The sequence below is a fragment of the Pseudomonas sp. KBN12P06040 genome (assembly GCF_037574965.1).
Taxonomy (GTDB): Bacteria; Pseudomonadota; Gammaproteobacteria; order Pseudomonadales; family Pseudomonadaceae; genus Pseudomonas; species Pseudomonas aeruginosa.
The window spans coordinates 831,084-855,315 of sequence record NZ_JBBELS010000001.1 but is presented as its reverse complement, the minus strand read 5'-3'; the positions used below and the strand labels follow the sequence as shown (position 1 = coordinate 855,315).

General features: G+C 68.9%; 17 protein-coding genes. 12 read left to right on the top strand and 5 right to left on the bottom strand.

The annotated features are described in order from the left end of the window. Window positions 1-36 precede the first annotated feature (36 nt). The 3 genes from VQ067_RS04025 to pqsL all read left to right on the top strand — a co-directional run bounded on the left by VQ067_RS04025 (window position 37) and on the right by pqsL (window position 3,804). On the top strand, window positions 37-948 hold the full coding sequence (locus VQ067_RS04025) for a dihydrodipicolinate synthase family protein (RefSeq protein ID WP_003093588.1): 912 nt from the start codon (window positions 37-39) through the stop codon (window positions 946-948). Next, the gene (locus tag VQ067_RS04020) at window positions 941-2,431 is read left to right on the top strand and encodes an aldehyde dehydrogenase (protein WP_003101377.1); all 1,491 of its coding nucleotides are present in this window, start codon (window positions 941-943) and stop codon (window positions 2,429-2,431) included. The genes VQ067_RS04025 and VQ067_RS04020 overlap by 8 nt, the downstream gene beginning before the upstream one ends. Window positions 2,432-2,598: 167 nt before the next feature. After that, a complete protein-coding gene (gene pqsL / locus VQ067_RS04015) occupies window positions 2,599-3,804 on the top strand; it encodes an FAD-dependent monooxygenase PqsL (protein WP_033990650.1) in 1,206 nt (401 codons plus the stop codon). Between the two features lie 4 nt (window positions 3,805-3,808). On the opposite strand, the gene bfiR is transcribed toward pqsL, so the two are convergent. Both bfiR and bfiS read right to left on the bottom strand, forming a co-directional pair. Further along, the gene (gene bfiR / locus VQ067_RS04010) at window positions 3,809-4,453 is read right to left on the bottom strand and encodes a two-component system response regulator BfiR (protein WP_074241335.1); all 645 of its coding nucleotides are present in this window, start codon (window positions 4,451-4,453) and stop codon (window positions 3,809-3,811) included. 2 nt (window positions 4,454-4,455) lie between these two features. Beyond that, a complete protein-coding gene (bfiS, locus tag VQ067_RS04005) occupies window positions 4,456-6,732 on the bottom strand; it encodes a two-component system sensor histidine kinase BfiS (protein ID WP_033937675.1) in 2,277 nt (758 codons plus the stop codon). A gap of 245 nt (window positions 6,733-6,977) precedes the next feature. Between bfiS and VQ067_RS04000 the strand changes: the two genes are divergently transcribed. The 3 genes from VQ067_RS04000 to VQ067_RS03990 all read left to right on the top strand — a co-directional run bounded on the left by VQ067_RS04000 (window position 6,978) and on the right by VQ067_RS03990 (window position 11,573). Continuing rightward, complete coding sequence (locus VQ067_RS04000; protein ID WP_003137504.1) at window positions 6,978-8,600, top strand: acyl-CoA synthetase; 1,623 nt, start codon at window positions 6,978-6,980, stop codon at window positions 8,598-8,600. Window positions 8,601-8,717: 117 nt separating this feature from the next. Beyond that, complete coding sequence (locus VQ067_RS03995) at window positions 8,718-10,499, top strand: acyl-CoA dehydrogenase C-terminal domain-containing protein (RefSeq protein ID WP_023108258.1); 1,782 nt, start codon at window positions 8,718-8,720, stop codon at window positions 10,497-10,499. A 207-nt stretch (window positions 10,500-10,706) separates the two neighbouring features. Further along, the gene (locus VQ067_RS03990; protein ID WP_029610661.1) at window positions 10,707-11,573 is read left to right on the top strand and encodes an MBL fold metallo-hydrolase; all 867 of its coding nucleotides are present in this window, start codon (window positions 10,707-10,709) and stop codon (window positions 11,571-11,573) included. A 39-nt stretch (window positions 11,574-11,612) separates the two neighbouring features. Here VQ067_RS03990 and VQ067_RS03985 read toward each other — a convergent pair whose 3' ends face one another. After that, window positions 11,613-12,653 carry a D-alanine--D-alanine ligase gene (locus VQ067_RS03985; protein WP_023096430.1) on the bottom strand — a complete coding sequence of 347 codons (1,041 nt, stop codon included), beginning with the start codon at window positions 12,651-12,653 and terminating at the stop codon, window positions 11,613-11,615. A gap of 95 nt (window positions 12,654-12,748) precedes the next feature. Further along, window positions 12,749-13,804: a nitronate monooxygenase gene (gene nmoA, locus VQ067_RS03980; RefSeq protein WP_003121876.1), complete on the bottom strand. Its 1,056-nt coding sequence runs from the start codon at window positions 13,802-13,804 to the stop codon at window positions 12,749-12,751. A gap of 107 nt (window positions 13,805-13,911) precedes the next feature. On the opposite strand from nmoA, the gene nmoR reads away from it, so the two are divergent. From nmoR to opmD, 6 genes are all read left to right on the top strand, one after another. Continuing rightward, on the top strand, window positions 13,912-14,766 hold the full coding sequence (gene nmoR, locus VQ067_RS03975; protein WP_031685333.1) for a LysR family transcriptional regulator NmoR: 855 nt from the start codon (window positions 13,912-13,914) through the stop codon (window positions 14,764-14,766). Between the two features lie 79 nt (window positions 14,767-14,845). Then, window positions 14,846-16,012, top strand: a complete 1,167-nt coding sequence (gene ppgL / locus VQ067_RS03970) for a gluconolactonase PpgL (RefSeq protein ID WP_031685331.1) — start codon at window positions 14,846-14,848, stop codon at window positions 16,010-16,012. Between the two features lie 650 nt (window positions 16,013-16,662). After that, a complete protein-coding gene (mexG, locus tag VQ067_RS03965) occupies window positions 16,663-17,109 on the top strand; it encodes a multidrug efflux RND transporter inhibitory subunit MexG (protein ID WP_003093607.1) in 447 nt (148 codons plus the stop codon). A gap of 7 nt (window positions 17,110-17,116) precedes the next feature. Next, complete coding sequence (mexH, locus tag VQ067_RS03960; RefSeq protein ID WP_003104731.1) at window positions 17,117-18,229, top strand: multidrug efflux RND transporter periplasmic adaptor MexH; 1,113 nt, start codon at window positions 17,117-17,119, stop codon at window positions 18,227-18,229. 12 nt (window positions 18,230-18,241) lie between these two features. Next, window positions 18,242-21,331, top strand: a complete 3,090-nt coding sequence (gene mexI / locus VQ067_RS03955; RefSeq protein ID WP_003093610.1) for a multidrug efflux RND transporter permease MexI — start codon at window positions 18,242-18,244, stop codon at window positions 21,329-21,331. Beyond that, window positions 21,328-22,791, top strand: coding sequence for a multidrug efflux transporter outer membrane subunit OpmD (gene opmD / locus VQ067_RS03950; RefSeq protein WP_003111615.1), 1,464 nt, complete (start codon window positions 21,328-21,330; stop codon window positions 22,789-22,791). Before mexI ends, opmD begins: the two co-directional genes overlap by 4 nt. 10 nt (window positions 22,792-22,801) lie before the next feature. On the opposite strand, the gene phzM is transcribed toward opmD, so the two are convergent. Continuing rightward, a complete protein-coding gene (gene phzM / locus VQ067_RS03945; protein ID WP_009313264.1) occupies window positions 22,802-23,806 on the bottom strand; it encodes a phenazine-1-carboxylate N-methyltransferase PhzM in 1,005 nt (334 codons plus the stop codon). Window positions 23,807-24,232: the final 426 nt, after the last annotated feature.

Genomic DNA, 24,232 nt, shown 5'->3' with positions numbered 1-24,232 from the left:
TGCGCCGCGGCCCAGCATCCCACAGGAGGAAACCCCGTGAAATTCGAAGGTATCTATACCCCCGCCATCACCCCGCTGAGCGCCGACGGCAGCATCGACACCCAAGCCTTCGCCGAGGTCCTGGAGTTTCTCGTCGAGTCGAAGGTGCACGGCATCGTGATCGGCGGCTCCACCGGCGAGTACTACGCGCACACCGCCGAGGAACGCCTGGCCCTCGCCGCCCACGCCAGCGAAGTCATCGCCGGGCGCCTGCCGCTGGTGGTGGGAACCGGCGCGATCCGCACCGAGGACTCGCTGGCCTACGCCGAAGCCGCCCGCGCCATCGGCGCCGACGCCATCCTGGTCGGCTCGCCGCCCTACGCGCTGCCGACCTCGCGGGAGATCGCCGAGCACGTGCTGGCGGTGGACCGCGCCGCCGGCCTGCCGATCATGCTCTACAACTATCCGGCGCGGATGGGCGTGGAGATGGACGAGGCGTTCTTCGCCGCCGTCGCCGGCTGCCGCAACATCGTCGCGATCAAGGAAAGCTCCGGCTCCACCGCGCAATTGCACCGCCTGGCCTGCCGCCACCCGCGGATCGCCTTGTCCTGCGGCTGGGACGACCAGGCCCTGGAGTTCTTCGCCTGGGGCGCGCGCAGTTGGGTCTGCGCCGGCTCCAACTTCATCCCTGGCGAACACCTCGCCCTGTACCAGGCCTGCGTGGTCGAGAACGACTTCGCCAAGGGCCGGCGCATCATGGCGGCGATGATGCCGCTGATGGACTTTCTCGAAAGCGGTCACTTCGTCCAGTCGATCAAGCACGGCTGCGAGCTGGCCGGCCTGCGCGCCGGCGGCGTACGTGCGCCGCTGAAGGCGCTGGACGAGGCCGGCAAGGCGGCACTGGCGGAGATCGTCGCCAGGCTCAAGGGCGAGGTCGCGCGGATCGTCGAGGGTGGCCGCCATGACTGAGCTGCTGAGCCGGGAGGAATACGCGGCCATCGCCGCGACGCTGGACCTTCCCCAGCGCGCCTTCATCGACGGAGGGTTCCGCGATGCCTGCGGCGGCCGCACCTTCGCCTCGACCAACCCGGCCACCGGCGAGCTGCTGGCGCAGGTCGCCGCCTGCGACGCGGAGGACGTCGGGCACGCCGTGGCCAGCGCGCGGCGGGCGTTCGAGGACGGCCGCTGGCGCTCGCGCACGCCCGCCGAGCGCAAGGCGGCGCTGCTGCGCCTGGCCGAGCTGCTGGAAGAGCACCTGCTGGAACTGGCGGTGATGGAGAGCCTCGACAGCGGCAAGCCGATCCGCGAATGCCAGCACACCGACCTGCCGGAAACCATCAATACCCTGCGCTGGCATGCCGAACTGATCGACAAGATCTACGACAGCACCGCCCCGGTCGGTTCGGCGGCGCTGGCCATGGTGGTGCGCGAGCCGATCGGCGTGGTCGGCCTGGTGCTGCCGTGGAACTTCCCGCTGCTGATGCTCGCCTGGAAGATCGGCCCGGCGCTGGCGGCAGGCTGCTCCGTAGTGGTCAAGCCGGCCCCCGAGACCAGCCTGACCGCCCTGCGCGTCGCCGAACTGGCCAGCCAGGCGGGGATCCCCGCCGGGGTGTTCAACGTGGTCCCCGGCGGCGGCCGCGAGGCCGGCGAACCGCTGGGCCGCCACCCGGACGTGGCGATGGTCAGCTTCACCGGCTCCACCGCGACCGGCCGCCTGTTCCTCAAGTACGCCGCCGAGTCCAACCTCAAGCGGGTGGTACTGGAGTGCGGCGGCAAGAACCCGGCGGTGGTGATGAACGATGTCGAGGACCTCGACCTGGTGGCGCAACACGTGGTCAACGGCGCGTTCTGGAACATGGGCGAGAACTGCTCGGCGTCCTCGCGGCTGATCGTCCACGCCGAGGTCCGCGAGGCACTGCTCGAACGCATCGGCGCGCAGCTCCGCGAGTGGCGCATGGGCGACCCGCTGGATCCGCGTAATCGCCTCGGCGCGCTGGTCAGCCCGGCGCACTTCGAGAAGGTCCGCGCGTACCTCGACCAGGCCAGGACGGAGCGGTTGGCGGTGCGCTTCGGCGGCGCCACCGAGGCTGGCATCTTCGTCGAGCCGACCGTGGTCGATGGCGTCTCGCCGCACAGCCGGCTGTTCCGCGAGGAAATCTTCGGCCCGCTGCTCTCGGTCACCTCTTTCGACGACATCGACGAAGCCATCGCCCTGGCCAACGACACCGTCTACGGCCTCGCCGCCTCGGCCTACACCGGCAGCCTGCGCCACGCACTGCGCCTGTCGCGGGAGATCCGCGCGGGGATCGTCACCGTCAACTGCTTCGGCGAGGGCGACGCCTCGACGCCCTTCGGCGGCTACAAGGAGTCAGGCTTCGGCGGTCGCGACAAGTCGGTCTGGGCACACGACCAGTACACAGAGTTGAAGACCATCTGGATCGACGCTTCCTGAAGCTGTCCGGCCCGCAAGGGCCGGCACTCCCGCCTGGCGGCGAGACCGGACAACCGGGCCGGACAGGCGACCAAGTGCAGACAACACCCATTCTGCATAACGTTCCGTCGCTATGCTGCTGCCTCCACCCTTCCCTTTTCCGCCAGGAACGACACGGAGACTCATCCATGACGGACAACCATATCGATGTACTGATCAACGGCTGCGGCATCGGCGGGGCGATGCTCGCCTACCTGCTCGGCCGCCAGGGCCACCGCGTGGTGGTAGTGGAGCAGGCACGGCGCGAACGCGCGATCAACGGCGCCGACCTGCTCAAGCCGGCCGGCATCCGGGTGGTCGAGGCGGCCGGGTTGTTGGCCGAGGTGACCCGTCGCGGCGGGCGGGTCCGCCATGAGCTGGAGGTCTATCACGACGGCGAGCTGCTTCGCTATTTCAACTATTCCAGCGTCGACGCGCGCGGCTATTTCATCCTCATGCCCTGCGAGTCGCTGCGCCGCCTGGTACTGGAAAAGATCGACGGCGAAGCGACCGTCGAGATGCTGTTCGAGACCCGCATCGAAGCGGTGCAGCGCGACGAGCGCCACGCGATCGACCAGGTGCGCCTGAACGACGGCCGCGTGCTGCGTCCGCGGGTGGTGGTGGGCGCCGACGGTATCGCCTCCTACGTGCGCCGCCGGCTGCTCGATATCGAGGTGGAACGCCGCCCCTACCCGTCGCCGATGCTGGTCGGCACCTTCGCCCTGGCGCCCTGCGTGGCCGAGCGCAACCGCCTGTACGTGGACGCGCAGGGCGGGCTGGCCTATTTCTACCCGATCGGTCTCGACCGCGCGCGACTGGTGGTGAGCTTCCCCAGGGAAGAGTCGCGCGAGCTGATGGCCGACACCCGCGGCGAGTCGCTGCGCCGGCGCTTGCAACGCTTCGTCGGCGACGAGAGCGCCGAGGCGATCGCCGCCGTCACCGGCACTTCGCGCTTCAAGGGCATCCCCATCGGCTACCTGAACCTGGATCGTTACTGGGCGGACAACGTGGCGATGCTCGGCGACGCCATCCACAACGTGCATCCGATCACCGGCCAGGGCATGAACCTGGCCATCGAGGACGCCAGCGCCCTGGCCGACGCCCTCGACCTGGCCTTGCGCGACGCCTGCGCGCTGGAGGATGCCCTGGCCGGCTACCAGGCCGAACGCTTCCCGGTGAACCAGGCGATCGTCTCCTATGGCCATGCGCTGGCCACCAGCCTGGAGGATCGCCAGCGCTTCGCCGGGGTCTTCGACACCGCCCTGCAGGGCAGCAGCCGTACGCCGGAAGCCCTGGGCGGCGAGCGTTCCTATCAGCCGGTGCGGTCGCCGTCCCTGGAGGCTCCGCGCGGCTGAGCCCTCAGGCGTCCTCGCGCAAGCGCAGCGGGTCCACCAGCCCGGCGGCGATGGCCATGCCCACCAGCTCCGGCAGGGTCTGGGCCTGCATGCGCTTCATCACCCGCGCGCGGTAGAGGTCGACGGTCTTCACGCTGACTTCCAGTTGCTCGGCCACCTCGCGGCTGGTATAGCCGCGCACCAGCGGCAAGAGCACGTCGCGCTCGCGCGGGGTGAGGCTGTCCAGGCGTTCGCGCAACCCGGCGTCGAGATCGCGGTGGCGGCGCCGACGGGCGTGGCGATCGAGGGCCTGCTGCACGCTGTCGAGCAGCAATTGTTCGTTGTAGGGTTTCTCGATGAAATCCACCGCCCCGGCCTTGAAGGCGCGCACCACGATGGGCACGTCGGCATGGCCGCTGACGAAGATCACCGGCAGGTCGATGCCGCGCGCCAGCAGTTCGTCCTGCACGTTCAGCCCGCCCATGCCGGGCATCCGCACGTCGAGCAGGACGCAGGCATGGCGGCCGCCCTCGCAGGCTTCGAGGAAGTCCCGGCCCTGGGTGAAGGGCCGTGCCTTGAGGCCGACCGATTCCAGCAGCCAGACCGTCGATTCGAGCATGCCCTGGTCGTCGTCGACCACGTAGACCAGCGCTTCGTCAGGCATAGCCATCGTTAACCTCCCGTGGCGCCGGCGGCGAGCGGCAGCCGGCAGTTCATGAGCAACCCGCCATCCGCCGGCAGCTCGGCTTCGAGGGTGCCGCCGAAGCCCTCGACGATGCTGCGGCTCATCGACAGGCCCAGGCCCAGCCCTTCCGGCTTGCTGGTGTGGAACGGCGTGAAAATGTGTTCCAGCTGATCCGCCGGCACTCCCGGTCCCTGGTCGCGAACCCACAGGCAGAGCAGCCCGCCGGGCTCGACGCGGCTACCGATGACGACCCGCGACGGCGAGCCGGGATGCGCCTCGCGGTTGGCTTCGATGGCGTTGCGCAGCAGATTGAGGAACACCTGTTCGAGCAGCACGCGGTCGGCATACAGCGGCGGCGGATTGTCGGTCATCGCTTCTTCCACCGCCACTTGCCAGTGCCCGGCTTCCCACGCGCAGAGGCCGATGGCCTCGCGTGCCACCTGGTTGAGGTCGAGCGCCTGCAGGCGCCGCTGGCCCTTGCGCAGGAAGGCGCGCAGGCGCTTGATCACCTCCGCCGCGTGGCCGGCGTGCTCGCCGATCCGCGCCAGCCCCTCGGCCACCCGCCCGGCGGCCTCGGGCTGGCTGCCGAGGACAGCCAGGTAACGCTGGCTGGCGCTGGCGTAGTTCATCACCGCCGCCAGCGGCTGGTTGATCTCGTGGGCGATGCCCGAGGCCAGTTCGCCGAGAGTGACCAGCCGCGCAGTGTGCGCCAGTTCGTCCTGGTGACGGCGCTGCTGGGCCTCGCGCAGTTCGCGTTCGGTCATGTCGCGGGCCACCAGCGAGTAATAGCGCTCCTCGCCGCGACCGCGATGGGCCAGCAACACCAGCGAGACTGGCAGCGACGGACGCCCGTCCTGCGGTTGCAGGCGCCCCTCGCGGCTCCAAACGCCGCCATCGCGCGCCTGTCGCCAACCCTCTTCGGCCAGCCGCGCCGGAGTGTCGCCGGCCAGCAGGTGTTCCAGCGCCGGCGCCTCCTGCCCGTCGGCGATGCCGAGGGCGGCGCGTGCCGAAGGATTGAGGTAGGTGACGCGGCCGCCATGCTCGACGAACAGCACCAGGTCGGTGTTCGCCTCGACCACTTCGGCCAGGCGCCGGCGGTTCTCCTCCGCCTCGACCCGCCGGGTGACATCGCGGGACACGCTGACCACCTCCACCACCGCCCCGGTGTAGGTCTCGCGGATCGCCCGGCTGGCGGTCTCGAACCAGCGGTAGCGGCCGTCGCGGTGGCGGATACGGTAGGTGATGGTCAGGTAGCCGTCCTGCTCCAGCGCTTCGCGCGCGCGCAGCGCCACCTGGCCGCGGTCCTGGGGGTGGAACAGCGCCTGCGCCGGTCGCCCGCGCAGTTCCTCCGGCCAGTAGCCGAGCAGGGTCCAGGAGGCCGGCGAGGCGTCGAGGAAAATGCCGTCGAGGGTATGCCGGGAAATCAGGTCGGTGGTGTTCTCGGTGATCAGCCGGTACAGCCGGCTGGCCCGCGCCGCCTCGCGCTCGCCGCGCAGGCTGGCGGTGGCGTCGCGGCAGCGCGCCAGCACCCGGGCCTCGGCGCTGTCGGGAATGAACTGCCAGAGCAGGATGCGCCCGTCGCACTCCGCCTCCACCTCGCCGAGGGCCCGCGCCTGCCCCAGGCTGGCGCGCACCAGTTGCCCATGGTTGGCCGGGAGGTAAGCGCGCCAGGCCTCGCGCGGCCGCTCGCCAAGCAAGGCAAGGAAGGCCTGGTTGAATTCCACCGCCTGCGCCTCGCCGTCGAGCAGCAGCGCCGGCTGCGGGTCGGCGGCGAGGAACGGCGCAGCGCGGGTGACGCCACGGGCGGCGGCGAGCAACGGTGCGAGGAGCAGGCCGAGCCAGTCCAGCGCAGCGCTCTGCGGCGTATCGCTGGCCACCAGCAACAGGCCTTCGTCGCCGGCCTGCAGGTCGAGGGCGAAGGCCATGCCATGCTCCACGCCGGCACGCCGCAAGCGCGCGCCGAGCCAGGACGCGGAACGCCGCAATTCGTCCAGCGCCAGCCGGCCGTCGCGCGCCAGGCGCTCGCGCAACGCCAGGTCGCTGGCCCGGTTCGGCTCGCCGGCGCCCGGCGGCAGCGCCGGCGACGGCGGCACCGGGGTATAGGTCTGCGCCTGCGGCTGCCAGGCCAGGTACCAGGCCTGGCGCGTGCCCGGATGTTCGAGCAGCAAGCGGCGCAGTGCACCGACCCGCTCGACCAGCGGCGCGCCCTCGCGCAGCAGGCGCAGGAGGCTGTTGAGGGCAGGCGAAGCGGGAAGCGGACTCATGGGCGGAAGATGATCCTGGGAACTTATATGGTATTTATACTATAAGCTTATGGTTTAACTTCCATATATTTTTCATCGTTGCTATAAATCGCCCCAACCCAAGGAGCGCTTCGCCTGGTCCTTGGAAGCTGTTCACGATCTGCCGAGCCAGAGAAACCAGCCGTTTTCGACGCAGTCTCTCCGCGCGCGGCAGATCGTGACCCTTACCCAGAACAGAGCTAACAATCAGCCACGGGGTACTCTTCATGTCGATCTTCGAACAGGGTCTCGCGCCCGCCGCCGTCAACCACATCGCCCTGACGCCGCTGAGCTTCATCGAGCGCACCGCCAGCGTCTATCCGCACTACCCCGCGGTGATCCACGGCAACATCCGCCGCGACTGGGCGCAGACCTACCAACGCTGCCGACGCCTGGCCTCGGCCCTGGCCGGGCGCGGCATCGGCCAGGGCGACACGGTGGCGGTGATGCTGCCGAACATCCCCGAGATGCTCGAGGCGCACTATGGCGTGCCGATGATCGGCGCGGTGCTGAACACCCTCAACGTACGCCTCGACGCCGAAGCCATCGCCTTCATGCTGCAACACGGCGAAGCCAAGGTGCTGATCACCGACTACGAATTCCACGAGGTGATCCATGCCGCCATCGGCATGCTCGACCACCCGCCGCTGGTGGTCGACGTCAACGACCCCGAGTATGGCGAAGGCCGCCCGGTTGGCGAACTGGACTACGAGGCGCTGCTCGCCGAGGGCGACCCGCAGTTCGCCTGGGAATGGCCCCGGGACGAGTGGCAGGCGATCTCGCTGAACTACACCTCGGGCACCACCGGCAACCCCAAGGGCGTGGTCTACCATCACCGCGGCGCCTACCTGAACGCGCTGGGCAACCAGATGACCTGGTCCATGGGCCAGCACCCGGTGTACCTCTGGACCCTGCCGATGTTCCACTGCAACGGCTGGTGCTATCCGTGGACGGTGACCGCGCTGGCCGGCGTCCACGTCTGCCTGCGGCGGGTCGATCCGCAGAAGGTCCTCACCCTGATCCGCGAGCACCAGGTCAGCCACCTGTGCGGCGCACCCATCGTGCTCAACGCCCTGATCAACATGCCCGACTCGGCCAAGGCCGCCATCGACCACCCGGTGCATGCCATGGTCGCCGGCGCCGCGCCACCGGCCAAGGTGATCGGCGCGGTGGAAGAGATGGGCATCCGCGTCACCCATGTCTACGGCCTCACCGAGGTCTACGGCCCGGTCACGGTCTGCGCCTGGCACGGCGAGTGGGACGAACTGCCGCTGGAGCGGCGCGCCGCGATCAAGTCGCGCCAGGGCGTGCGCTACCCGACCCTCGAAGGGGTGATGGTGGCCGACCCGAAGACCCTCGAGCCGGTGCCGCGCGACGGCCAGTCCATCGGCGAGATCTTCATGCGCGGCAACACCGTGATGAAGGGCTACCTGAAGAACCCCAGCGCCACCGAGGAAGCCTTCGCCGGCGGCTGGTTCCATACCGGCGACCTGGCGGTCTGCCATCCGGACGGCTACATCGAGATCCGCGACCGGCTCAAGGACATCATCATCTCCGGCGGCGAAAACATCTCCACCATCGAACTGGAGGGCGTGCTCTACCGCCACCCGGCGGTGCTGGAGGCGGCGGTGGTGGCACGGCCCGACGAAAAGTGGGGGGAAACGCCCTGTGCGTTCATTACCCTGAAGAGCGATCATCAGGGGCTCGCCGAGAGCGAGATCGTCGCGTTCTGTCGCGAACACCTGGCCGCGTTCAAGATTCCGCGTACCGTGGTGTTCTCGGAACTGCCGAAGACCTCCACCGGCAAGATCCAGAAATACGTGCTGCGCGAGTGGGCCGCCGCCCTCTGAGCGCCGCCAGCCGAATTGCCCGTGCAGCGGCCGTGCCACGGCGGCCGTAGGCAGGATGCGCACGGGCAACCCTGTACCTGCGGCCGTCCCGCCGGCCGTTCACCGACGAGGTGTGCAATGCCTGAATACAACGCCCCGCTGCGCGACATGCGCTTCCTGCTCAACGACGTGTTCGACGCCCCCGCCCTGTGGCAGCGCCTGCCGCGACTGGCCGAGCGGATCGACGCCGACACCGCCGACGCCATCCTCGAGGAAGCGGCCAAGGTCACCGGCGGCCTGCTCGCGCCGCTCAACCGCAGCGGCGACGAAGAAGGCGCGCAGTGGCAGGACGGCGCCGTGCGCACCCCGGCCGGCTTCCGCGAGGCCTACGCGACCTACGCCGAGGGCGGCTGGGTCGGCCTCACCGGCAATCCGGCCCATGGCGGCATGGGCATGCCGAAGATGCTGGCGGTGCAGTTCGAGGAGATGATGTACGCGGCCAACGCCAGCTTCAGCCTCTACTCGACCCTTTCCGCCGGCGCCTGCCTGGCCCTCGATGCGCACGGCAGCGAGGAACTGAAGAACAGGTACCTGCCGAACATGTACGCCGGCACCTGGGCCGGCTCCATGTGTCTGACCGAACCGCATGCCGGCACCGACCTGGGCATCATCCGCACCAAGGCCGAGCCGCAGGCCGACGGTTCCTACAGGATCAGCGGGACGAAGATCTTCATCACCGGCGGCGAACAGGACCTCACCGAGAACATCATTCACCTGGTGCTGGCCAAGCTGCCCGACGCGCCGGCCGGTTCGCGCGGCATCTCGCTGTTCCTGGTGCCGAAGTTCCTGGTCGGCGACGACGGCGCGCTCGGCGCACGCAACGCGGTGCACTGCGGCTCCATCGAGCACAAGATGGGGATCAAGGCCTCGGCCACCTGCGTGATGAACTTCGACGGCGCCAGTGGCTGGCTGGTCGGCGAAGTCAACAAGGGCCTGGCGGCGATGTTCACCATGATGAACTACGAGCGCCTGTCCATCGGCATCCAGGGCATCGGCTGCGCCGAGATGTCCTACCAGAGCGCCGTCGCCTACGCCCGCGAGCGCCTGCAAAGCCGCGCGCCGACCGGCCCGGTGGCCAGGGACAAGGCCGCCGACCCGATCATCGTGCACCCCGACGTGCGCCGCATGCTGCTCACCATGAAGGCGCTGACCGAGGGCGGCCGCGCCTTTTCCACCTATGTCGGGCAGCAGCTCGACCTGGCCAAGTACGCCGAGGACCAGGAAGAACGCAGCCAGGCCGAAGCCCTGGTGGCCCTGTTGACCCCGGTGGCCAAGGCCTTCTTCACCGATACCGGCCTGGAGAGCTGCGTGCTCGGCCAGCAGGTGTTCGGCGGCCACGGCTACATCCGCGAATGGGGCCAGGAGCAACTGGTGCGCGACGTACGCATCGCGCAGATCTACGAAGGCACCAACGGCATCCAGGCGCTCGACCTGATGGGCCGCAAGGTGGTCGCCAACGGCGGGCTGTTCCTCTCCATCTTCAGCCGCGAGGTGCGAGCCTTCGCCGCCGGCGCCAACGCCGAACTGGCGGAATTCGTCACCCCGCTGCTGACCGCCCTGGACCTGCTGGACAACCTCACCCAGGGCATCGTCGCCCGCGCCGGCAACGACCCGCGCGAGATCGGCGCAGCCTCGGTGGAATACCTGCATCTGTTCGGCTATACCGCCTACGCCTACCTCTGGGCGCGCATGGCCGCCGCCGCGCTGCGCCAGCGCGAGGCCGACCCGGCGTTCCACGACGGCAAGCTGGCCACCGCGCGCTTCTACTTCGCCCGCCTCCTGCCCCGCGTGCACTCCCTCGCCGCCGCCGTCGAAGCCGGCAGCGAAAGCCTGTACGGCCTGGAGGCGGAACAGTTCTGAAGCTTCCGTCGAGCGTTGTCGCGCGGCCCGTGGGCCGCGTGTTTTTTCCAGGACAGCATGCAACGCGCTGTCCGCCGACAGCCCGCGATAACGGCGGATAACCGCGAAGCGGTCATTCGCCCTACGACGCCCGGGAAGCCGGCCAGGCATTCCTGAAAAACGACGCAACCGCCGGTTATTCGCTAGACCAGGAACAAGGACATATCCATGCGAACCCTCACCACCCTCCTCGGCAACAGCCAGAAACTCGACGGCGGCGCCATGTTCGGCAATGCCCCGCGCGCGCTCTGGTCACGCTGGATGCAGCCCGATGCGGAGAACCGCATCGACCTCGGCTGCCGTGCCCTGCTGGTGCGCGACGGCGAGCGCAACGTACTGGTGGAGGCCGGCATCGGCGCGTTCTTCCCGCCCGCCCTGCGCCAGCGCTACGGCGTCCAGGAAGAGCGCCACGTACTGCTCGACAGCCTCGCCGCGGTCGGCCTGGACGACGCCGACATCGACGTGGTGCTGCTCACCCACCTGCACTTCGACCACGCCGGCGGCCTGCTCGCCGCCTGGGAAGAAGGCCAGCCGGCGCGCCTGCTGTTCCCCAACGCGCATTTCGTCAGCGGCCGCCGCCACTGGCAGCGCGCGCGCCAGCCGCACCCGCGCGACCGAGCCTCGTTCGTGCCGGAACTGCTCGACCTGCTGCAGGCCAGCGGACGCCTGGAGCTGCTCGACGACGGCGAGCGCTCGGCGCACCTGGGCGAGGGCTGGCGTTTCCATTTCAGCGAAGGCCATACCCCGGGCCAGATGCTCCCGGAGATCGCCATGCCCGACGGCCCGGTGGTATTCAGCGGCGACCTGATCCCCGGCGCACCCTGGGTACACCTACCGCTGACCATGGGCTACGACCGCTTCCCGGAAGGCCTGATCGAGGAAAAGGAACGCCTGCTGGACAGCCTCATCGCCCGCAACGGCCGACTGGTCTTCACCCATGATCCGTGCGTCGCCATGGGCCGGGTGCGACGCGACGAACAGGAGCGCTACAGCCTCTACGACATCCTCGAGCGGGTCGAGAACCTCGAGGCCTGAGCGAAAGGCGCGGCCCGCCCCGGCGGCGGGCCGCGGGAATCAGGAACGCGCCTTGCGCGCGCCCTTGCAGCGCTCGATGCCGAGCCGGCAGATCCGCTCGCAGAGTTCGGCGAAACCGATCCCGGCCGCCGCCGCGGCCTGCGGCAGCAGGCTGGTGGCGGTCATGCCCGGCAGGGTATTGACCTCCAGGCACCAGAGCCGGCCCTGTTCGTCGAGGCGGAAGTCGGTGCGGCTGTAGCCGCTCAGCTTCAGCGCCCGGTGTACCTTCAGCGCCAGACGCTGGGCCTCGGCGGCGATCGCCGGCGGCAGGTCGGCGGGAAACACCTCGCGCACCGCGCCGGCCTGGTACTTGTGCTCGTAGTCGAAGACCTCCTGGCCGCCGAGGAGAATCTCGCCCACCGGCAGCGCCTGGTCGTCGAGCACCCCGACGGTGACCTCGCGGCCGGCGACGAAGCGCTCCAGCATCACCTGGTCGCCATAGCGCCCGGCCAGCTCGATGGCCGGCTGCAATTCGGCCTGGGAATGCACGATGGACAGCCCCACGGTGGAGCCCTGGCTGTTCGGCTTGACCACCAGGGGGAAGCCCAGTTGCTCGCGCACCGCCTCTTCCGAGGCCGGCGCCATCAGCCAACTGGCGGTCTCCACCCCGGCGGCGAGGAACAGGCGCTTGGCCACGTCCTTGTCCATCGCCATGGCGCTGGCCAGGTGGCCGCTGCCGGTATAGGCGAAACCACCGGCATCCAGCAGCGCCTGCAGGGTGCCGTCCTCGCCGGTGCCGCCGTGCAGGGCGAGGAAGAACACGTCGACCCCAGCCAGTTCGCCGGCGCTCAGCAGGCTCTGCTTGCCGCTGCGGATGATCGCCAGCGAGTCGGAGTCCGGCGGGACCTCCTTGACCTTGCTCGCCAACAGGCGGCGCTCTTCCTCCGCGCCGAGCAGGCCGCTGGCGGTATCCACCGCCAGCACCTGGTGGCCGGCGCTGCGCAACGCCTGGATCACCTGCGCGCCGCTGGCGATGGAGACGTCCCGTTCCTCACTGCTGCCGCCGAAGAGAACGGCGACCTTCAACTTGTCCTGTCCCATGTTCCACCTGTCGTTCCAGTGCTGGAGGCAGAAAAGCACAACACAGGGGTAACTGAACAGAGACAGTCATCGTCGCGCGCAGCGAACGGCCTCCCTCAGCCGCGCAGTTCCTCGACCAGCGTGCGCAGCAGTTCGGCGGCCGGCAGCTCCCGCGCCAGCGCCGCGCCCTGGCCGGCCCACTGGGCGGCGAAATCATGGTTGCCGCGAGCCAGAGCGGCGGTCTGCAACGCTTTGGTCGCGTCGTAGACGAACGGATAGTCCGGCAAGGGCGGCACTCCAGGCGCGGCGGCATCGAAGAACATCCGGTTGGGCAGGCCGCGGGCGCTGCGCCCGGACATGGTCACGGTCAGCGCGGTGCGCGCCGCGCGCGGCCCCTTCAGCGCCTCGCGGTAGGCGGCGTTGGCCGAGGACTCCGGACAGAGGACGAAGGCGGTGCCCATCTGCACGGCGCTCGCGCCCAGCTCCAGGGCGGCGCGGATGCCCCGTCCGTCCATGATCCCGCCGGCAGCCACCACCGGTAGCGAACCGCGCGCCGCCAGCAGGCGGACCAGCGCCAGGGTGCCGATGGCGGCGTCGCCGCGCTCCGGCTCGAACACCCCGCGATGGCCACCGGCCTCGATGCCCTGGGCGACCACCGCATCGGCGCCGGCGGCCTCCACCAGAGCCGCTTCCTCCGGCGTGGTGGCACTGACCAGTACGCGGATGCCCGCCGCCTGCAACGCGCGAACCTGGTCGCGGGGCGGCGCGCCGAAATGGAAGCTGACCGCCGCCGGCCGCTCTTCCAGCAGCATCGGCAGCAGGGTCGGGTCTTCGAGGAAGCTCAGGTAGATGTTGTTCAGGCGCGCCGGCGGCTCGGCGCCGAACTCGGCGAACAGCGGCTTCAGGTAGTCCAGCCAGGCGCGCTCGCGGGCCGGGTCGGCCTGCCCCGGGCGGTGGCAGAACAGGTTGACGTTGAACGGCTTGTCGGTCAGCCCGCGCACCTCGCGGATCAGCGCCCGGCCTTTCTCGGCGGCGCTACCGGTGATGGCGATCGAACCGAGCCCGCCGGCGTTGGATACGGCGGCGGCCAGCGCCGGCGTGGAGACGCCGAGCATGGGTGCCTGGACGATCGGCTGCTGGATGCCGAGCAGGCGCGTGAAGCGGTCAGTCATGGCGATTCCCTCTCCCGGTCGGACGACACCGCGTCGGCCGACGCTTGACCAATATATCTTCATAAAAGAATATTTTTAACAATTCATTCTCATAAAGAGATAGATCGATGGACCTTTCCTCCCTCGAAATCTTCCGCGCGGTCGCCCACGAAGCCAGCGTCACCCGCGCCGCTCAGCAGTTGCAGCGAGCGCAGTCGAACGTCACCACGCGGATCCGCCAGCTCGAGGAGGACCTGGGCGTCGAACTGTTCCTGCGCGACGGCAAGCGCATGAGCCTGACCGAACGCGGCAGCGAATTCCTCGCCTACGCCGAGCAGTTGCTGGCTCTCGCCGACGAGGCGCGTCAGTCGATGCATCCCGCCGAGCCCGGCGGGCGCCTGCGCCTGGGCAGCATGGAAAGCACCGCGGCCAGCCGCCTGCCGGCGCTGCTGGCGAGCTATCACAAGGCCTGTCCGCGGGTCGCCCTGGAAGTCTCCACCGGCACCAGTCGCGCGTTGTTCGATGGGGTGCGGGCGCGGCGCCTGGACTGCGCGCTGGTGGCCGCCGGCCCGGGCTGGGCCGGCGAACTCGATGGCAGCGGCCTGCGCGGCGAGCCGCTGTTCCGCGAGGAACTGCTGATGATCCTGCCGACCGAACACCCGCCGGTCCACGACGTCGCCGAGGTGCGCTTGCGCACCCTGGCCGGCTTCGCCCGTGGCTGCACCTACCGGCAACTGGCCGAGGACAGCCTGGGCACGCCGCTGACGGTGCAGGAAGTCGGCTCCTACCATGCGATCCTCGCCTGCGTCGCCGCCGGCGCCTGTGTCGGCGTGCTGCCGCGCTCGGTGCTGCAACTGCTCGGCACACCGCCGCTGCGCAGCCTGCCCCTTGCCGAAGTAGACACCTGGCTGGTCTGGCGCGAAGGCTACGCGACCGCCGCCTTCGAACGCTGGCGCGGCGTGCTGGGCCAGGCCGGCGGCTGAGCGGCCAGGGGCGAACCCAACGGCCTGGCTCCGGTCCAACCCCGAGCCATCAGAACAATAGCGAGCCAAGGAGTTGCCCATGAGAAGACTGCCCACCCTCTGCCTGCTGGCCCTCGCGCCGCTCACCGGCATGGCGCCCCAGGCCCAGGCCGCCAGCCTCTACAACCTGCTGGTGGGGACCTATACCGAAGGCTCCAGCGAAGGCATCCAGGTATACCGCTTCGACGGCGCCGACGGCTCGGTGAAAGGCCCGCTGCGCGTGGCCCATACCAGCAACCCCTCGTACCTGACTTTCGCCCCGGACCAACGCACTCTGTTCGTGGTCAACGAGAACGGACGGGGCGGCAAGGGCGACACCGTCGGTCGCGCCACGTCCTACCGTTTCGATCCGATCAGCGGCCGCCTGCAACAGATCAGCCAGGTCCAGACCCTCGGCGATCATCCGACCTACAGCAGCCTCAGCCACGACGGTCGCTACCTGTTCGTCGCCAACTACTCGGTACAGCCGGAAGGCTCGGTGGCGGTACTGCCGGTGCGCGCGGACGGCTCGCTGGCGCCGGTGGTGCAGGTGGAGTCGCACCAGGCCAGCAAGGTGCATCCGCGCCAGGTTTCCGGTCATGTGCACTCGGTGGTGTCCTCGCCCGACGGCCAGTACCTGTTCGCCCCCGACCTCGGCGCCGACAAGGTATTCGTCTACCGCTACGCCCCGGAACAGGCCGAACGTCCACTGCAGGCGGCCGATCCGGCATTCGTCCCGACCCCGCCCGGCAGCGGCCCGCGCCATCTGATCTTCAGCGCCGACGGGCGTTTCGCCTACCTGACCCTGGAACTGAGCGGCCAGGTGATGGTGTTCGCCCATGAGGGCAATGGCCGCCTGCGTCAGTTGCAGACCCACGACCTGGCGCCTGCCGGCTTCCAGGGCAAGGTCGGCGCCGGCGCCCTGCACCTGTCCGCCGACGGCCGCTTCCTCGGCGTGCTCAATCGCGGCGACGACAACCAACTGGTGACCTTCGCCGTCGACCCGGCCAGCGGCCAGTTGCGTTTCGTCGAACGGCGCTCGGTGGAAGGCACCGAGCCGCGCGAATTCGCTTTCTCGCCCGGCGGGCGCTTCGTCCTCGTGGCCAACCAGAACAGCGACCAGTTGCGGGTGTTCGCCCGCGATCCGCAGAGCGGCCAGGTGGGCAAGACGCTGCAAAGCGTCGAGGTGGGGTCACCGAGCGATCTGCGCTTCGTGGCGGTGCCGTGACCTTGCGCTCGGCCATCCGCCGATACGCCGCTGGGCCGGCGGATCGGCGCTAAGCGGTCATCCGCACTACGGAGCCAGACCCGAAGCCCGCCCTGGCTCCAAGGCCCACAGGCATGGAGCTTCCGCCCACATACGGCAAGTCCTGTAGGGCGAATAACGCCAGGGGCGTTATCCGCCGCTGTCCCGGAGAACCGGCGGATAACCGCAAGCGGTTATTCGCCCTACGGAACCAGGATCCGCCACGTAGAGGTTTGCCATGCTTGCCCTCCAGACGATGGGGTAGCTAACTCGCCCCGGCAGGAGGTCGAATCGTCGCGCAGCGGGTCGAGCGACAGTGATGCCGCGAAGGCGTCTCGCTCCAGGGGGAACCGTCGCGACGGGTTGCCCGCAAGCTACACCCAGCCCCTCCCCCAATAGTCCCCGCGACCAATCGTCAGCCCCTCATCCCACCGTTCCGCGACACCAACGAATCCACCTGCAACCCACGCCCAGCAAGGCCTATAGCGCTAATCACAGACGCCCTTGACCTCAACTTAACTTGAGGTTTTATAGTCCCCGCTGCGGTCATACCGCCCCGTTTCCCCAGGACCACGAACCGCCCCCACGGCCGCTTCGCGGCGCCGGATGGCGACCAGCACAAGGAACGACCCATGCAGCGCTTCATCGATAACTCGCTCGAAAGCAACTGGCTCTGGCTGACCGCCCGGATCTGCCTGGCCCTGATGTTCGTCGCCTCGGGACTGGCGAAGCTGTTCGACTATCAGGCCAGCCTGGAGGAAATGCGCGCCGCCGGCCTGGAGCCGGCCTGGCTGTTCAACATCGCCACCGCCGTGACCCTGCTGGCCGGCTCCGCGCTGGTCCTGCTGGACCGCAAGCTATGGCTCGGCGCCGGGGCGCTGGCGGTGTTCCTGCTGCTGACCATCCTCATCGTCCACACCTTCTGGAGCAAGACCGGCGTCGAAGCCAAGCTGGCGATGTTCTTCGCCCTCGAACACATCGCGGTGATCGGCGGCCTGATCGCCACGGCCATCGCCAGCGCGCAACGTCAGCGGCTGCGCCAGGACGTCTCCGTGGCCGCCACCTACCAGAAGGCCTGAGGCGATCATGCAGAAACCCGTCCTGATCGCCAGTGCCGCGCTCATCTGCGCGGCGGTTATCGGCATCGCCGTCTACGCCACCGGCTCGGCGAAGAAAGACGCCGGCGGTTTCGCCGGCTACCCGCCGGTGAAGGTCGCCCTCGCCTCGGTGGAGCGGCGGGTGGTGCCGCGCGTCTTCGATGGCGTCGGCGAGCTGGAGGCCGGTCGCCAGGTCCAGGTGGCCGCCGAAGCGGCAGGACGGATCACCCGCATCGCCTTCGAATCGGGCCAGCAGGTGCAGCAAGGGCAGTTGCTGGTGCAACTCAACGACGCGGTGGAACAGGCCGAGCTGATCCGTCTCAAGGCGCAGTTGCGCAATGCCGAGATCCTCCATGCCCGTGCGCGCAAGCTGGTAGAGCGCAACGTCGCCTCGCAGGAACAGCTGGACAACGCCGTCGCCGCCCGCGACATGGCGCTCGGCGCGGTGCGCCAGACCCAGGCGCTGATCGACCAGAAGGCGATCCGCGCGCCCTTCTCCGGCCAGCTCGGCATCCGCCGCGTGCACCTCGGCCAGTACCTCGGCGTCGCCGAGCCGGTGGCCAGCCTGGTGGATGCGCGGACCCTGAAAAGCAATTTCTCCCTGGACGAAAGCACCAGCCCCGAGCTGAAGCTCGGCCAGCCCCTCGAGGTCCTGGTCGACGCCTATCCGGGGCGCAGCTTCCCGGCGCGCATCAGCGCCATCGACCCGCTGATCGGCAAGTCGCGCACGGTGCAGGTCCAGGCCTTGCTGGACAACCCCGAAGGCCTGCTCGCCGCCGGCATGTTCGCCAGCATCCGGGTCTCGCGCAAAGCCGACGCGCCGTCGCTGAGCGTGCCGGAAACCGCGGTCACCTACACCGCCTACGGCGACACCGTGTTCGTCGCCCACCAGGACGGCGACCGGCCGCTCAGCGCCAAGCGCGTCTCGGTGCGGATCGGCGAGCGCTGGGACGGTCGCGTGGAAATCCTCCAGGGCCTCGCCGAGGGCGACCGGGTAGTGACTTCCGGACAGATCAACCTGAGCGACGGGATGGCCGTGGAACCGGTCAAGGAAGACACCCTGAGCAGTGCCGCGCCCCCCGTGCCGGTCGCCGGCCGCTGAAGGAACCCCGCGATGACCTTTACCGACCTGTTCGTCCGCCGGCCGGTGCTGGCGCTGGTGGTCAGCACGCTGATCCTGCTGCTCGGCCTGTTCTCCCTGGGCAAGCTGCCGATCCGCCAGTACCCGCTGCTGGAAAGCTCGACCATCACCGTCACCACCGAGTACCCCGGCGCCTCCGCCGATCTCATGCAAGGCTTCGTCACCCAGCCGATCGCCCAGGCGGTGTCGTCGGTGGAGGGCATCGACTACCTTTCCTCGACCTCGGTGCAGGGGCGTAGCGTGGTGACCATCCGCATGCTGCTCAACCGCGATTCGACCCAGGCGATGACCGAGACCATGGCCAAGGTCAACTCGGTGCGCTACAAGCTGCCCGAGCGTGCCTACGACTCGGTGATCGAACGCTCTTCCGGCGAGACCACCGCGGTAGCCTACGTCGGCTTTTCCAGCAAGACCCTGCCGATCCCGGCGTTGACCGACTACCTGTCGCGGGTGGTCGAGCCGATGTTCTCTTCCATCGACGGCGTGGCCAAGGTCCAGACCTTTGGCGGCCAGCGCCTGGCCATGCGCCTCTGGCTCGACGCCGACCGCCTCGCCGGGCGCGGCCTGACCGCCTCCGACGTGGCCGAGGCGATCCGCCGCAACAACTACCAGGCGGCGCCGGGGATGGTGAAGGGGCAGTACGTGCTGTCCAACGTGCGGGTCAACACCGACCTGACCAACGTCGACGACTTCCGCGAGATGGTCATCCGCAACGATGGCAACGGCCTGGTGCGCCTGCGCGACGTCGGTACCGTCGAACTGGGCGCCGCGGCCACCGAGACCAGCGCACTGATGGACGGCGACCCGGCGGTGCACCTGGGGTTGTTCCCGACGCCCACCGGCAACCCGCTGGTGATCGTCGACGGCATCCGCAAGCTGCTGCCGGAGATCCAGAAGACCCTGCCGCCGGATGTCCGCGTCGACCTCGCCTACGAGACTTCGCGCTTCATCCAGGCCTCCATCGACGAGGTGGTGCGGACCCTGGTGGAAGCGCTGCTGATCGTGGTGCTGGTGATCTACCTCTGCCTCGGCTCGCTGCGCAGCGTGCTGATCCCGGTGGCGACCATTCCCCTGTCGATGCTCGGCGCCGCCGCGCTGATGCTGGCCTTCGGCTTCAGCGTCAACCTGCTGACCCTGCTGGCGATGGTGCTGGCCATCGGGCTGGTGGTGGACGACGCCATCGTGGTGGTGGAGAACGTCCACCGCCACATCGAGGAAGGCAAGTCGCCGGTGGCGGCGGCGCTGATCGGCGCCCGCGAAGTGGCCGGCCCGGTGATCGCCATGACCATCACCCTGGCCGCCGTGTACACCCCCATCGGCCTGATGGGCGGCCTCACCGGCGCGCTGTTCCGCGAGTTCGCCCTGACCCTGGCGGGCGCGGTGATCGTGTCCGGGGTGGTGGCGCTGACCCTGTCGCCGGTGATGAGTTCGCTGCTGCTCCAGGCACACCAGAACGAGGGGCGCATGGGCCGCGCCGCCGAGTGGTTCTTCGGCGGCCTGACGCGGCGCTACGGGCAGGTCCTGGAGTTCTCCCTGGGCCACCGCTGGCTGACCGGCGGCCTGGCATTGCTGGTGTGCATCAGCCTGCCGCTGCTGTATTCAATGCCCAAGCGCGAACTGGCGCCGACCGAGGACCAGGCCGCGGTGCTCACCGCGATCAAGGCGCCGCAGCACGCCAACCTCGACTACGTCGAACTGTTCGCGCGCAAGCTCGACCAGGTCTACACCAGCATCCCGGAAACCGTGAGCACCTGGATCATCAACGGCACCGACGGACCGGCGGCGAGCTTCGGCGGGATCAACCTGGCGGCCTGGGAAAAACGCGAGCGCGACGCCTCGGCGATCCAGTCCGAGCTGCAAGGCAAGGTCGGCGACGTCGAGGGCAGCAGCATCTTCGCCTTCCAGTTGGCCGCCCTGCCCGGCTCCACCGGCGGCCTGCCGGTGCAGATGGTGCTGCGCAGCCCGCAGGACTATCCGGTGCTCTACCGGACCATGGAAGAGATCAAGCAGAAGGCCCGACAGAGCGGGCTGTTCGTGGTGGTCGACAGCGACCTCGACTACAACAACCCGGTGGTCCAGGTCCGCATCGACCGCGCCAAGGCCAACAGCCTGGGCATCCGCATGCAGGACATCGGCGAGTCGCTGGCGGTGCTGGTGGGCGAGAACTACGTCAACCGCTTCGGCATGGAAGGCCGCTCCTACGACGTGATCCCGCAGAGCCTGCGCGACCAGCGTTTCACTCCGCAAGCGCTGGCACGGCAGTTCGTGCGCACCCAGGACGGCAACCTGGTGCCGCTGTCGACGGTGGTCCGGGTGGAGCTTCAGGTCGAGCCGAACAAGCTGATCCAGTTCGACCAGCAGAACGCCGCGACCCTCCAGGCGATCCCCGCGCCCGGCGTCTCCATGGGCCAGGCGGTGGCCTTCCTCGACGACGTGGCGCGCGGCCTGCCGGCCGGCTTCAGCCACGACTGGCAATCCGACTCGCGGCAATACACCCAGGAAGGCAACACCCTGGTGTTCGCCTTCCTCGCCGCCCTGGTGGTGATCTACCTGGTGCTCGCCGCGCAGTACGAGAGCCTGGCCGACCCGCTGATCATCCTGATCACCGTGCCGCTGTCGATCTGCGGCGCGCTGCTGCCGCTGGCGCTGGGCTACGCGACGATGAACATCTATACGCAGATCGGCCTGGTCACCCTGATCGGCCTGATCAGCAAGCACGGCATCCTCATGGTCGAGTTCGCCAACGAACTGCAACTCCACGAGCGCCTCGACCGCCGCGCGGCGATCCTGCGCGCCGCGCAGATCCGCCTGCGGCCGGTGCTGATGACCACCGCGGCAATGGTCTTCGGCCTGGTGCCGCTGCTCTTCGCCAGCGGCGCCGGCGCCGCCAGCCGCTTCGGCCTGGGCGTGGTGATCGTCTCCGGGATGCTGGTCGGCACCCTCTTCACCCTATTCGTGCTGCCCACCGTCTATACCCTGCTGGCGCGCAACCACGCGGAAGTCGACAAGAGCCCGCGCAGCCGGCAACTGGCCGAGGCCGATCTGCTGGTGAACAAGGCATGAAGCGCTCCTACCCGAACCTTTCGCGCCTGGCGCTGGCCCTGGCGGTCGGCACCGGCCTGGCCGCCTGCAGCGTCGGCCCCGACTACCAGCGTCCGCAGTCGCCGCCGCCACGCGTCGCCAGCGAGCACCTCGGCGAGTTCTCCGGCGAGCGGCGGGAAGCGCCCTGGTGGAGCTTCTTCGACGATCCGCAACTGGTGCGCCTGGTCGACCAGGCGTTGGCGCGTAACCACGACATCCGCGAGGCCCGCGCCAACCTGCGCAGCGCCCGCGCGCTGTTCGACGACCGCTGGCTCGACCAGTTGCCGCAGGTCACCAGCCAGGCCGGCTACAACCGCAGCATCGAACAACAGCTGGACTACGACGGCGAGCCGCGCCGGCGCCTGGCGGAGAGCTACCGCGCCGGCTTCGACGCGCAGTGGGAAATCGACCTGTTCGGTCGCCTCGGCCGACTTTCCGACGCCGCCCTGGCCCGCGCCGAAGCGGCCGACGCCGACCTCCGGCTGGTACGCCTGAGCATCGCCGCCGACACCGCCCGCGCCTACTTCGAGATCCAGGGCTACCAGCGCCGACTGGACGTGGCGCGCGCCCAGGTGCGCAGTTGGCGCGACACCCTGGAGCTGACCCGCAGCAGCCTGCAACTGGGCAGCGGCCTGCCGGAGGACGTGGAGAACGCCCAGGCCAACCTGCTGCGCAGCGAAGCGGCGATTCCGCCACTGACGACCGCGCTGGAGAGCGCCCGCTATCGCCTCGACGTGCTGCGCGGCGAGGCACCGGGCAGCGGCGCGCCGATCCTCGACGGTGGCGGCGCCGCGCCATTGGCGAAGAACCTGCCGCTGGGCGACGTCGACCGCCTGATCCTCCAGCGCCCCGACGTAGTCAGCGCCGAGCGGCAACTGGCAGCGAGCACCGAAGACGTCGGCGCGGCTACCGCCGAACTCTATCCGCGCCTCGACCTGGGCGGCTTCATCGGTTTCTTCGCCCTGCGCAGCGGCGACCTCGGCAGCGCCTCGCGCGCCTTCGAACTGGCGCCCAGCGTCAGTTGGCCGGCGTTCCGCCTGGGCAACGTGCGGGCCCGCCTGCGCGCCGTCGAGGCGCAGTCCGACGCCGCGCTGGCGCGCTACCAGCGCTCCCTGCTGCTGGCCCAGGAGGACGTCGGCAACGCGCTCAACCAACTGGCCGAACACCAGCGTCGGCTGGTCGCCCTGTTCCAGTCCGCGACCCATGGCGCGAACGCCCTGGAGATCGCCAACGAACGCTACCGCGCCGGCGCCGGCAGCTACCTGGCGGTGCTGGAGAACCAGCGCGCGCTGTACCAGATCCGCGAGGAACTGGCGCAGGCGGAGACCGCCTCGTTCGTCAACGTCATCGCCCTCTACAAGGCGCTCGGCTGGGGCAGCGGCGACCTGGCGCCGGGCGCCGGCCAACTGGCCGCCGGCGAAACCGCCGGGGCCAACCGTTGAGAGTTCCGATTCAGGCCCTGGCAGCGACGATCATGCGGGTTTCCATCGGCAGGTCGACGATCCGCTCCACCGCGAAGCCGCCGCGCCCGAGCAGGTCGACCACCTCCTCGGTGGTGCGGTGGCGGCCAGCGCAGGCCATGAACAGGTGCACGTCCCAGAGCACCGACATCGGCGACGGCTCGCTGGCCGAGATGGTCCGCTCGATCACCACCACCCGGCCGTCGCCGGCCATCGCCTCGCGGCAATTGCCGAGCAACCTCAGGCTGGCGGTTTCGTCCAGATCGCCGATGATCCGCGACAGCAGGTAGATATCGCCGTTGGACGGCACCTCTTGCAGCATGTCGCCGCCCACCAGGCTGACGCGCTCCCCTGCCAACAGGCTGGAGAGGTTGTCGCGGGCCACGCCGAGGGAACCCTCGCGGTCGAGCATCACGCCCCGGGCGCTGGGCTCGGCCTGCAGGATGGCCTTGGTCAATTCGCCGGAACCGCCACCGACGTCGACGAAGCTACGCCCGCGGAAATCCAGGAGCCTGGGGATCTCGTGGAAGGCCAGGTTGCTCGCCTTCATCGCCAACAGGAAGCGCCGGCCGGCATCCGGGCAGCGCTTGAGGTAGCTGTAGAAGTCTTCGCCGAACGCCAGCTCGAAGCCTGGGGTACCGCTGAGCAGTGCCTCGCAGGCGGGCGTCCAGGCGGCGTGGAACTCCTCGCCGTAGAACAGCACCATGTCGCGGAAGGAGCCCTCGACATCCCTCAGCAGGTGGCTGGTGGGGGTATTGGCGTAGCCGTCGCGGGTATCGCCCTGAAAGATCTCGAAGGCCACCAGCAGGCGCATCAGTCGATGGATGCGCTCGGCATCGGAACCGACCGCGGCGGCCAGCGTCTCGTCGCTGTCGATCCCGCTCTCGATCAGATCGGCCAGCCCGAGGCGCGTAGCGACGTAGACGCAACGGGACTTCCATTCCCCGGTAACAACTTGTATCAAATTACGCGCAGCAGCAAGATTCGAATTATTCATCTTTTATTCTCTCTCGTTACACATTTCCGTAACCCGAGAAGTACCCAAGCGCTCTATTTCGCACTTCTTGCCCGCTCGGCGAGAAATACCGCAGAACACCCCGGTTCATTCGGAACTTTGAGAAAAAATGCGCTCATCCCCCGGATCAGCGCTCCCTGGATCTCGTTGCGGAAACAACCCTGGAACTTTCCAACTGCCTGTTCCAGAGCCTTTTCCTGCGTACCGAAAGAATAAAATTACAACTTGGCTACAACCTCCGGCATTGCAGGAAGCATCAGCTTAGCAATCCCGCATACCCTGTCTGGCACCTACCAGATCTTGTAGTTGAGCCGGTACGAGCGTTCTGTGTTTTATGCAATCCACATCAGCGACCAGGGATGCTGGCTATTTGAAACACTTCACGGAATGACGCTGAAAGTCTTCGCG